Here is a 10,898-nt window from a genome sequence, read left to right as displayed (position 1 = left end):
TAGAAACACCCTTTTGGGGCCCCCGCCTGATGGTGGGGGGGGGGCCCACTTCGCGGGTGCGGTCAGTCCTTGACGAAGGCGTCGAGCAGCGCGCGGTACACGGCGGCGAAACGCTGGCGCACCGTGCGCTGGTCGTTGCCGAAACCGTCGACCACCTCGGGCGAGTACACGATCAGGTGCACGTCCTGATCCGGCGGCTGCGGCATCAGGTCGATGATCTGCACGCCGCGATCGTTGGTCGCCGGTGTGCCGAAATCGGCCGAGGCGAGATCCCTGATCTCCTTCAGCGCGGACTGCAAAGCGTCGGGCCTGATGGTGCCGGTGAGTTCCTGCGGCGGGGTCTCCGGTTTGCGCTGCGCGTCGACGGCATCGGGCTTCTGCACGGCGCGGCCGTCGGAGAAGACCTCGAGTACCGGCCGCAGATCGGTGCGCTCCTGCCATCCGTTGGGAATGGCGGTGAGTGTGATCAGCGCGTACGGCGCGGCCACCGGGGCGGCGACCTCGGGATCGGCCGCGGCGACCGCGCTCGGGCCCGCGACCGACAGCGCGAGCGTCAGCAGCGCGACCATGGTTCTACGCATGAATTACCTACCCTCGTCTCGAATAGTGCGATCGACGTGCACTGCGACTCGTGCGCGACGTCCGGTGACGACGTCACCGAAAGGAATCGGCGCGCGGCCGAAAGGCGTTAGCGCGCGCTGCGAATCGGTTCACCGCAACGCATCCGGATTGTCCAGGTCGCGCGCCGAATAGGTGTCGCACGCCTTGACCTGACCGGTGCGGTATCCGCTGAGGAACCATTTCTGCCGCTGTTCGGAGGACCCGTGCGTCCACGCCTCCGGATTGACCCGACCTTGGGCGGCGCGCTGGATCCGGTCGTCGCCGACCGCGGCGGCCGCCGAGAGCGCGTCGCGAACATCCTTGTCGGACAGCGGCTTCAGGAACGGCTGGGTGTTTCCGGGCGCGGGTGTCTTGTCGGCGAAATGCGCCCAGATCCCCGCGTAGCAGTCGGCCTGCAATTCGGTGCGCACCGCGCCGGACTCGGGGCCGCGCGGATCGCGTTGGGCGCGGTCGATATCGCCGAGCAGGGTCTGTAGGTGATGGCCGATCTCGTGCGCCACGACGTATTCCTGGGCCAGCGGCCCGTTGCTCGCGCCGAAGCGGCTGCTCAGCTCGTCGAAGAAGGTGACGTCGAAGTAGGCGGTCTTGTCGGCCGGGCAGTAGAAGGGGCCCACCGCGCTGGTGGCATTGCCGCAGCCGGTGTTCGTCGCGCCGGAGAACAGCACGACCTGTGGGTCGGCGTAGCGGCGGCCGGTCTGCGCGGGCATTTCGCCGCCCCAGATCGCGTTCAGGCTGATCGCGGTGAGCGCGACCCGGCAGTCGACGTACTTGTTCGCGTCGGCGCCGGTCTTGCAGTGTTCGGGGGTGCCCGCGGTCGCCGACTGGCTCCCGCCGTCCTGCGCGCCGGTGAGCTCGCCGAGCAGGGAACCCGGATCGCCGCCGAAGAGCAGGGCGAGCACGAGCACGATGATGCCGCCCGCGCCGCCGCCGAGAGCGATCCTGCCGCCCATGCCCGGACCGCCGCCGCCGGATCTGACGGCATCGGGATCGATCTGCATGCCCTCGTTGAAGGTCATCGTTTCCGCTTCCTGTGTCCGATCGTCCGCGCCGCTGTCCGACCGGCCCGGTCCGCGCGAACGGTCGCCGTGGTTCGGGCGGGCGCCGTTCGACGGTTGCCGAGGTGGTCGGGGATGCGCGGGGTTCGTATCAGCTTGGCACGGATGTCCGACATCCGGATCGGGGTCCGAGCGTGTCGCACGACACGGCGCCCCCGAGTGCGGCGGCGCTGACCGGGGCGCGGGGCGGGCGGGAACAATATCGGCACAGGACCGGGCGGGGAAATCAATTAGGGTCCGTGCCTGCGTCGTCGCTACGATGGCGAACGCACCGAATGCCCGTGTCCGGTGCCGGAATCGTCGAAAGGAATCCGATGCTGCGCACCCACTTGGCTGGTTCGCTGCGAAGCGAACACGCCGGTCAGACCGTCACCCTCACCGGATGGGTGGCCAGGCGTCGTGACCACGGTGGCGTGATCTTCATCGATCTGCGCGACGCGTCCGGTGTGGCACAGGCGGTGTTCCGCTCGGGACCGGCGGCCGAACAGGCCCACCGGTTGCGCGCCGAATTCTGCGTGCTGGTCACCGGAGTCGTCGAGCAGCGCCCGGCGGGCAACGAGAACCCGGAGCTGCCGACCGGGCAGATCGAGGTGAACGTCACCGAACTCGAGGTGCTCAACGAAAGCGCCCCGCTGCCCTTCCAGCTCGACGAGCAGCCGGGCGAGGAGGCCAGGCTGCGCCACCGCTACCTCGACCTGCGCCGCGAGGGGCCCGCGCACGCGATCCGGCTGCGTTCCAAGGCCAACGCCGCGGCCCGCGAGGTGCTGGCCGCGCACGCGTTCGTCGAGGTCGAGACGCCGACGCTGACCAGGTCCACCCCGGAGGGCGCGCGCGACTTCCTGGTGCCCGCGCGCTTGCAGCCGGGCAGCTTCTACGCGCTGCCGCAGAGCCCGCAGCTGTTCAAACAGCTGCTCATGGTCGGCGGCATCGAGCGCTACTACCAGATCGCGCGCTGCTACCGCGACGAGGACTTCCGCGCCGACCGCCAGCCCGAGTTCACCCAGCTCGACATCGAGATGAGCTTCGTGCGCCAGGAGGATGTGATCCTGCTGGCCGAGGACATCCTGGCCGCGCTGTGGAAGTTGGTCGGCCACGAGATCAGCACTCCGATACCGCATATGACCTACGCGGAGGCCATGCGCCGCTTCGGTTCCGACAAGCCGGATCTGCGCTTCGGCGTCGAGATCACCGAGCTCACCGACTATTTCCGCGACACCCCGTTCCGGGTGTTCCAGGCGCCCTATGTCGGCGCGGTGGTGATGCCGGGCGGTGCGAGTCAGCCGCGCCGCAAACTCGACGAATGGCAGGAGTGGGCCAAGCAGCGTGGTTCCCGCGGTCTCGCCTACGTATTGGTCAACGAGGACAAGACACTCGGCGGCCCGGTCGCGAAGAACCTCAGCGACGCCGAACGCGACGGCCTGGCCGACAAGGTCGGCGCCGTGCCGGGCGACTGCGTGTTCTTCGCGGCGGGCGAGGTCAAGTCGAGCCGGGCGCTGCTCGGTGCGGCGCGCGGCGAGATCGCGCGCAAGGTCGGGTTGATCGACGAGAACGCGTGGTCGTTCGTGTGGATCGTGGACGCGCCGATGTTCGAACCGGCGGCCGACGCCACCGCGGGCGGGGATGTGGCCCTTGGCCATTCGGCCTGGACCGCGGTGCACCACGCCTTCACCTCGCCGAAGCCGGAGTCGCTCGACACCTTCGACACCGACCCCGGCGCCGCGCTCGCCTACGCCTACGACATCGTCTGCAACGGCAACGAGATCGGCGGCGGATCGATCCGTATCCATCGCCGTGACATCCAGGAGCGCGTGTTCGGCGTGATGGGCATCGGCACCGAGGAGGCGCAGGAGAAGTTCGGCTTCCTGCTCGACGCCTTCGCCTTCGGCGCCCCGCCGCACGGCGGCATCGCCTTCGGCTGGGACCGTATCGTGGCGCTGCTGTCGGGATCGGATTCCATCCGCGAGGTCATCGCCTTCCCGAAGACCGGCAACGGCGTCGACCCGCTCACCGATGCGCCCGCGCCGATCACCGCGCAGCAGCGCAAGGAAGCCGGACTCGACGTCAAGCCGAAGCCCGAGGAAGGCAAGTAGTCGCGTGCCGTGATGGCGGTCGGCGCGGCGGGACGGTAGCGTTCCGCGCAGTTGGAACGCGGTCAGCGCCGCGCTGACCGCCAGGGGAATCCGTGCTGCATCTGCGCATGATCAGTCCGTCCGCGACGACCGAACGGGTGCTCGCGGTCCTCGCCGCCGATCCCGGCGTCACCCATGTGACCCTCGCGCGCGGCGTCGCCCTGGAGCCCGAGGGCGATCTCGTGCAGGCCGATGTGGCGCGCGAGGCCGCCAATGACGTGATCGAGCATCTGAAAGCGCTCGGCATCGAGCACGACGGCGGTCTCACGCTCACTCCCGTGGAGACCGTGCTGTCGGATGCGGGGGACCGCGCGATCGATGAGGCGCCCGGTGATCCCAGCGACGCGGTCGTCTGGGAAGAACTGCTCGCCCAGACCCATGAGGAATCCTCGTTGAATTCGAGTTTTCTCGCCTTCCTCACCATCGCCTGTCTGTTGGCCGCGGTCGGCGTCGCGACGGATTCGGCCGTGACCATCGTCGGCGCCATGGTCGTCGGGCCGGAATTCGGTCCGCTGGCGGCGTTCTCGGTGGGATTGGTGCGCCGCGACTGGCTGCTGACGCGCAAATCGGCGGTGGCGCTGTTGGTCGCGTTCCCGGTGGCGATGACGGTGACCCTGGCCGCGACGCTGCTGTGGGAACAGTTCGGCTGGATCACGCTGTCCGGGGTGGAGAACGCGCACAATGTGGACTTCATCTACGAGGTCGGGCCGTTCTCGCTGATCGTCGCGCTGCTCGCGGGCGCGGCCGGGATGTTGTCGCTGGTCACGGCCAAGTCGGCGGCGCTGATCGGGGTGTTCATCTCGGTGACCACCGTGCCCGCGGCCGGCTTCGCTGTTGTCGCGGCGACGGTGGGGCAGTGGGATGTGGCCTTGATGTCCACCGGGCAACTCGCGGTGAATTTGGGCGGGATCGTGGCGGCGGGCGTGCTTGTGCTCTACCTGCGGCCTCGCGCGGGCAGCGACGCGGGGCCTGTGGAGCGCTTCAAGCGGTGGCTCGGCATGTCGTCGAAGGTCGAGAAGGTGACCTGGGTGCAGAAGTGAGCCGGTCCGGTCAGGGGGCGACCGGTCCGCCCGCGAGCGTGCGGTAGCCGTAGGTCACCGCGATGACCGCGATCGGACCGGCCACCAGCAGTCCGAGGCCGCACAGCAGCGCGCCGAGGAGGGTGATCACCACCACCGTGAGGGCGAGCAGCAGCGTCTGGCCCGGATTGCGCAGCACCGCCGTGGCGCTGGACCTGATGGCGCTGAACGGCCCCTGATCCTGGTCGATCACGAAATGCAGGGCGAACATGCACAGGTAGCCGACGACGAGTCCGGGCAGGATGCACAGTGCGAGCCCGATCCAGACGCCGAGGTAGACCAGCAGCGCGGTGAGCAGGACGTTGCCCGCGTTCAGATAGCGGAAATACGAGCCGAAACTCGGTCTGTCGCCGTCGGTTTCGTAGAGCGCGCCGCGCACCATGGCCGCTTGGAGCACCCAGAGCGCGGCGAGCACGAACAGGAAGATCACGACGACGGGCAGCAGTGAACTCGGTTCGAGGAACTGCACCAGGAAGATGAAAACCAGGTAGATGACCAGCCCGAGCGCCGTAACACCAAGCCACGGAGCGGGATTCGACCGGAACTTCTCCAGTCCGTAGCCGATCGCGCCGCTGACATTCAGACCGGTCGGTCCGGCTACTTGGTAGCCGTAGACGGGCTGGTCTCCCGAGCCGGATGCGCCAGGGCCGGTGCCCGTCGGTCCGTAGGAGGGCTGCGCCGAACCCGTCATCGCGGGCGGCGGCTCGACCGGCTCGGTGCCGTATTGCGCCGCCCCGGGGCCCTCGAACTGCGGGTACCCCGCGCCACCCGGCATTTCGTGGCGCGGATGACCGGCGCCACGCGCGGGCGGCGGCGCGGCCTGACCGGAACTCTGATGGTGGCCGCCGGAAGGATGCTGCCCCGTGCCGGGGTACTGCCCGCCGGGGCCGGTCGGCTGTGCGCCTTCGCCCCTCGGTGGTGTGTCGCGAGCCGGATCGCGTGGAACGGGCGACGGTGTGTCGGTCAATGTAGTAGACCTTTCGAGGCAACTGGTTTGCGGTGTGGCGCACAGCAGTTGACGTTGAGAAAACCCGACCGGCGCATCGGTGTCAAGCGAGCGGCGCCCGACCCGCAACCGGGAGGGCGGGACACGCCGGACGACGCGGAAAGGTTGTGTAACAGCTCGCTAGAAGTGACCTGATGCGAGTAGCTTGAGAGGCGATGACCGCACTATTGGCCGAACGCGCCGCCGAAGTCGTGTCCGCAGCACAGCAGTTGCTCACAAAGCGAATGGGTGCTCCGGTAAAGCTGAGCGATCCGATCGAACTCAGCGGAAGTGGTAGGACGACTGTCCTACGTGTGCGTGTTTCGGAGAACGCCTTCTCGCTGCCTCGGACCCTGATCATCAAGCAGGTCCGTGGCACCGCTCGCGACCTGGGTACCGGCGCATTCGCGCCGGGGGTCGCGGGCATCGACTCGGCGTTCCTCCGCGAAACCGTCTCCTATCAGTTCACCACCGCGCTCGGCCGCGACCAGCGACCCGGCGCGTACCTGATCGCGCACAGCCTGCCGGACCGGCTGTTGATCCTCAGCGATCTGGGGGAGAACTCCCTGCTCAGCCAAGTTCTCGAGTCCGGCGTCGCGCAGCCGACGCGCAACGCGCTGATGGCCTTCGCGCAGGCCATGGGCCGCATGCACGCGGCCACCGTCGGGCGCGAGGCGGATTTCGTGGCGCTGTTGCGCCGCGTCGACGTCGTGCACCGCATCGACGGCATCGCCCAGCAGGCCGAGACCGCGATCGCGGAAGTGCCCGGCCTGCTGAGCCGGGAACTCGGGATCGAGGTGCCCGGCGAGATCGCCGAGCGGATCGTGCGCGGCAACCGGCTGTTCTCGGCCGGTCGCTTCCGCGCCTTCAGCCCCTCGGATCTGTGCCCGGACAATGTGATCATCAACGAGGAGGGCGCGCGTTTCCTCGACTACGAGTGGGGCGGCTTCCGCGACGCGACCCTCGACATCGCCTACGCGCTGGTCTCCTTCCCCGGCTGCCTGTGCGATTTCGAGCTGTCGCGCGAACGCGGCAGGCAGATGATCGAGGCGTGGCGTTCGGAGGTCGTCGGGGTGTGGCCCGCGCTCGCCGACGACGCCGCGCTGGCCGAGCGCATTCTCGAGGCCAGGCTGATCTGGGTGTGGCTGAGCACCTACTGGTTCCTGCCCGCCGATCACGCGCGCATCGCCGCGGCCCGCGAGCACGGCCTCTCGGTGCCGAGGTCGGAGGCGCTCATCAACCGCTGGGCGGCGCTGGCCGAGGACGCCAGGTGCACCGGGGACGACGCGGTCGGCGATTTCGCCGAGGACGTCTCCGCCATGCTCGAGGAGCGCTGGTCGGAGTAGCGTGGCGCGGCGGTCAGCGCCGCCGCAGCAGGATGCCGCGCACGAACGCCGCCTGGCCGGCGTGCTGGATGTCGTCGTCGATCACGCTGACCAGCCGCACGCCGAGGGTCACCGGTGGATCCCACCGGGTGTCCACCACGCGCGGCAGGTCCGCGTCGGTGAGTCCGCTCACGTAGTCGAAGGTGCGCGCGTGCACGGCGTCGAAGTAGCCGAGCAGTAGATCGGCCGCCGCCGAGACCGCGGTGGTCTCGGCGGCGCCGTGCCCGTACCCGGTGTCGGACGCGGGCAGCGGTAGGTCGAAGCGGCCCGCCCAGTCGTCGGCGCTCCACAGTTGTTCGGCGTCGAGCAGTTCGGCCACGTGGTGGTCCTGCACGCGGGTGAGATGCCAGATCAGCCAGGCGACGGAATTCGCGCCCGGCTCCACCGCGGTGGCCAGTTCGTCGCGGGTGAGGCCGTCGACGGCGCCGTGGACGTTCTCGCGGATCCGGCCGAAGGCATCGACCAGCAAGTCTGCACTCGTCATATCGATGTGCAAGGGCCGGACCCGCGCGCGATATTCCCGGTCCGGCTCAGCCGATCGGCGCCGGGCTCGGCGCCATCCGCCCGCCCGATGCCACGGTGTACGAAGCGCCGAGGCGCACACCGGTATTCGGGTCCTCCACGTCGAGGACGTAGAACCAGTCCATGGTCGCCCGCGCCGCGGTGACCTCGAGGACGCCGTAGCCGTGCGATTCCAGTTCGATGTAGCGCAGGTGGCGGTTGATGCCCTTGATCGACTCCTCGATCGGCACGGCGATCGTGCGCGGCGGCGCCTTCAGCAGTTCGCCGATGCTGGACGAGGTCACCGATGGCACCACGAATTCCGTGCCGACCGTCGGACCGCCGGGATAGTTCGCGGCGTCGATGGGCAGGTCGGCGCCCCACGAGGAGTGGATGTCGCCGGTGAGGAAGACCACATCGCCGATGCCGCGCTCGTGCAGGGTGCGGAACAGGGTGACGCGATCCGCGGTGTAGCCGTCCCACTGGTCGCCGTTGACCGGGATGCCCGCCTGCGGCAGTCCCATGACGCTGGTGAACGCCGCCGTGGTGGCCGGTTCCAGCGGCGGGAAGACCAGCGGCGCGATCATCACCGAATTGCCGACCAGCTTCCAGCGCGCGGGCGATGAGGCCAATCCGGCGGTGAGCCAATCCATCTGGGCCTTGCCGGTGATGGTGCGGGCCGGGTCGTCGATCTCGCGCCAGCCGGTCACGGCCTTGGCCTCGCGGTCGCGGTAGCTGCGCAGGTCGAGCATCGACAGTTCGGCGAGCGTGCCGAAGCGCAGGCGCCGATAGATGCGGACATTGTCACCGGAGCCGTTGGCGCGCACCGGCATCCATTCCAGGTAGGCGCGCGCGGAGGCGGCGCGGCGGTCGCGCCAGTCGCCGCTGACCGCGGGATCGTGTTTGCTCGAACCGCCCGACCAGGAATTGTCGGCGGATTCGTGGTCGTCCCAGGTGCAGATGAACGGTCGCAGGGCGTGCAACGCGGCCAGATCCGGGTCGGTCTTGTACTGCGCGTGCCGAATTCGGTAGTCGGTGAGGGTGACGATCTCGTGGACCGGGTCGTGTCCGCGTACCGCGCCGTGGCGGCCGCCGTACTCGTCGCGGCCGTATTCGTAGATGTAGTCGCCGAGATGGACGATGGCGTCGAGGTCGTCGCGCGCGGCGAGGTGGCGGTAGGCCGAGAACCAGCCCGCCTCCCAGTTCGAGCAGGACACCACGCCGAGGCGTAGGCGTTCGGGGGAGGCGGAGTCGGCGGGTGCGGTGCGGGTGCGCCCGGTCGTCGAGGTCGTGCCGAGTGCGGTGAATCGGTAGTAGTAGTCGGTGGCGGGGGCGAGTCCGGTGACGTCGACCTTGACGGTGTGGTCGGTGTCGGGTCCGGCGGTGGCGGATCCGGTGGCCGCGATGGAGGTGAAGCTCGGGTCGGCGGCGATCTCCCAGCGGACCGAGGCCGGTGCGCCGAGTCCGGAACCCGGCGTCGCTTCCGGCGCCACGGTGACTCGGGTCCAGAGGATGACGCCGCCGGGCAACGGGTCGCCCGAGGCGACGCCGTGCGCGAAGATCGGCGAGTTCGCGCGCGCGGGTGCGGCGGCGAGCAGGGCGGCGGCGCCGCCGGTGAGGGCCGCCGCGCCTTCGAGGAAGGTGCGGCGGCGTACGGATCCAGGAGGGGCGGAGTATGAAACGGGGGCGTTTTCATCCACGAGTAACGATCCCATCTCATCGGGAGGCCCTGGGCAAGTAGGAGTGTCGGAGCCCACCGGTACGGTCGCAGCTATGAGCAATGGTCTGTTCGACGTGCCGGGCGCCGACCCGGAGTCGGAGCGGGCGGCCGTGGATTTCCGCGGCCACGGCGCCGCCGCGCCGCTGGCCGTCCGCATGCGCCCGGCCGCGCTGGACGAGGTGGTCGGGCAACGGCATCTGCTCGGTCCCGGCTCGCCGCTGCGTCGGCTGATCGACGGGTCGGGCGCGGCGTCGGTACTGCTCTACGGCCCGCCCGGCACCGGGAAGACCACGCTGGCCTCGCTGATCTCGCAGGCCACCGGGCGGCGCTTCGAGGCATTGTCGGCGCTCTCGGCGGGGGTGAAGGAGGTGCGCGCGGTCATCGACCTGGCGCGGCGCAGACTGAGCGCGGGGGAACGCACCGTCCTGTTCATCGACGAGGTGCACCGCTTCTCCAAGACCCAGCAGGACGCGCTGCTCGCCGCGGTGGAGAACCGGATCGTGCTGCTGGTGGGGGCCACGACGGAGAATCCGTCGTTCTCGGTGGTCTCGCCGCTGCTGTCGCGGTCGCTGGTGCTGCAATTGCGGTCGCTGGAGGAGCAGGACATCAGGTCGGTGCTGCGGCGCGCGGTCGCCGACCCGCGCGGATTCGGCGGCGCGTACACGGTCACCGACGCCGCGTTCGATCACATCGTGCGGATCGCGGGCGGCGACGCGCGCCGCGCCCTCACCGCGCTCGAGGCCTCCGCGGAATCCTCCCTCGACGGCGTCGTCGACGTGGATCTGGTCGAGGCGAGCGTGGACAAGGCCGCGGTGCGCTACGACCGCGCGGGCGACCAGCACTACGACGTGATCAGCGCGTTCATCAAATCCATCCGCGGTTCGGATGTCGATGCCGCCCTGCACTATCTGGCCCGCATGCTCAGCGCGGGCGAGGACCCGCGATTCGTGGCGCGCCGCCTGGTGATCTCGGCCAGCGAGGACATCGGCATGGCCGATCCCACCGCCTTGCAGACCGCGGTGGCCGCGGCGCAGGTGGTGCAGCTCATCGGCATGCCCGAGGCGCAGCTCACCCTGACCCACGCCACCATCCACCTCGCCACCGCCCCGAAATCCGGTGCGGTGCCCGCCGCGCTCGGCGCCGCCATGGCCGACATCCCCGCGGGCAAGGCCGGGCAGGTGCCCGCGCACCTGCGCGACGGTCACTACGCGGGCGCGGCCGCGCTCGGCAACGCGCAGGGCTATCGCTATCCGCACGACGATCCCGACGGTGTAGTGGCCCAGCAGTATCCGCCCGACGACCTGATCGGCGCGAACTACTACACGCCGACCGACCACGGCTTCGAACGCGAAATCGGTCCTCGGGTACAGAAATTGCGGCGGATCGTCCGGGGGTCCTAGACACCGGTCCGCGCGCGCCGGTT

9 protein-coding genes are annotated in these 10,898 nt (G+C 69.6%); 4 read left to right on the top strand and 5 right to left on the bottom strand.

Features of this window, described 5'->3' with window-relative positions; translation table 11 throughout:
• Positions 1–62: 62 nt before the first annotated feature.
• Positions 63–581 (bottom strand): hypothetical protein, encoded by a 519-nt coding sequence (locus IT779_RS01370; protein ID WP_196147270.1) that lies wholly within the window; start codon positions 579–581, stop codon positions 63–65.
• 129 nt (positions 582–710) lie between these two features.
• Positions 711–1,637, bottom strand: a complete 927-nt coding sequence (gene ypfJ / locus IT779_RS01365; RefSeq protein ID WP_196147269.1) for a KPN_02809 family neutral zinc metallopeptidase — start codon at positions 1,635–1,637, stop codon at positions 711–713.
• Between the two features lie 353 nt (positions 1,638–1,990).
• Here ypfJ and aspS point away from each other — a divergent pair, with 353 nt between their 5' ends.
• Both aspS and IT779_RS01355 read left to right on the top strand, forming a co-directional pair.
• Positions 1,991–3,766, top strand: a complete 1,776-nt coding sequence (gene aspS / locus IT779_RS01360; RefSeq protein ID WP_196147745.1) for an aspartate--tRNA ligase — start codon at positions 1,991–1,993, stop codon at positions 3,764–3,766.
• 92 nt (positions 3,767–3,858) lie between these two features.
• Positions 3,859–4,845 (top strand): DUF389 domain-containing protein, encoded by a 987-nt coding sequence (locus IT779_RS01355; RefSeq protein WP_196147268.1) that lies wholly within the window; start codon positions 3,859–3,861, stop codon positions 4,843–4,845.
• Positions 4,846–4,855: 10 nt separating this feature from the next.
• Here IT779_RS01355 and IT779_RS01350 read toward each other — a convergent pair whose 3' ends face one another.
• Positions 4,856–5,851, bottom strand: a complete 996-nt coding sequence (locus IT779_RS01350) for a DUF2189 domain-containing protein (protein ID WP_196147267.1) — start codon at positions 5,849–5,851, stop codon at positions 4,856–4,858.
• A 194-nt stretch (positions 5,852–6,045) separates the two neighbouring features.
• On the opposite strand from IT779_RS01350, the gene IT779_RS01345 reads away from it, so the two are divergent.
• Positions 6,046–7,215: a phosphotransferase family protein gene (locus IT779_RS01345; RefSeq protein WP_196147266.1), complete on the top strand. Its 1,170-nt coding sequence runs from the start codon at positions 6,046–6,048 to the stop codon at positions 7,213–7,215.
• Between the two features lie 13 nt (positions 7,216–7,228).
• Here the strand turns inward: IT779_RS01345 and IT779_RS01340 are convergent, their stop codons facing one another.
• Positions 7,229–7,738 carry a mycothiol transferase gene (locus IT779_RS01340; RefSeq protein ID WP_196147265.1) on the bottom strand — a complete coding sequence of 170 codons (510 nt, stop codon included), beginning with the start codon at positions 7,736–7,738 and terminating at the stop codon, positions 7,229–7,231.
• Positions 7,739–7,784: 46 nt separating this feature from the next.
• Positions 7,785–9,470 carry an alkaline phosphatase D family protein gene (locus IT779_RS01335; RefSeq protein ID WP_196147264.1) on the bottom strand — a complete coding sequence of 562 codons (1,686 nt, stop codon included), beginning with the start codon at positions 9,468–9,470 and terminating at the stop codon, positions 7,785–7,787.
• 58 nt (positions 9,471–9,528) lie between these two features.
• Here IT779_RS01335 and IT779_RS01330 point away from each other — a divergent pair, with 58 nt between their 5' ends.
• Positions 9,529–10,875 carry a replication-associated recombination protein A gene (locus tag IT779_RS01330; protein ID WP_196147263.1) on the top strand — a complete coding sequence of 449 codons (1,347 nt, stop codon included), beginning with the start codon at positions 9,529–9,531 and terminating at the stop codon, positions 10,873–10,875.
• Positions 10,876–10,898 lie beyond the last annotated feature (23 nt).

This window comes from Nocardia bovistercoris (assembly GCF_015674855.1).
GTDB classification, from domain to species: domain Bacteria; phylum Actinomycetota; class Actinomycetes; order Mycobacteriales; family Mycobacteriaceae; genus Nocardia; species Nocardia bovistercoris.
The sequence above is the reverse complement of the archived record's forward strand: the minus strand, read 5'-3'. Positions and strand labels throughout refer to the sequence as shown.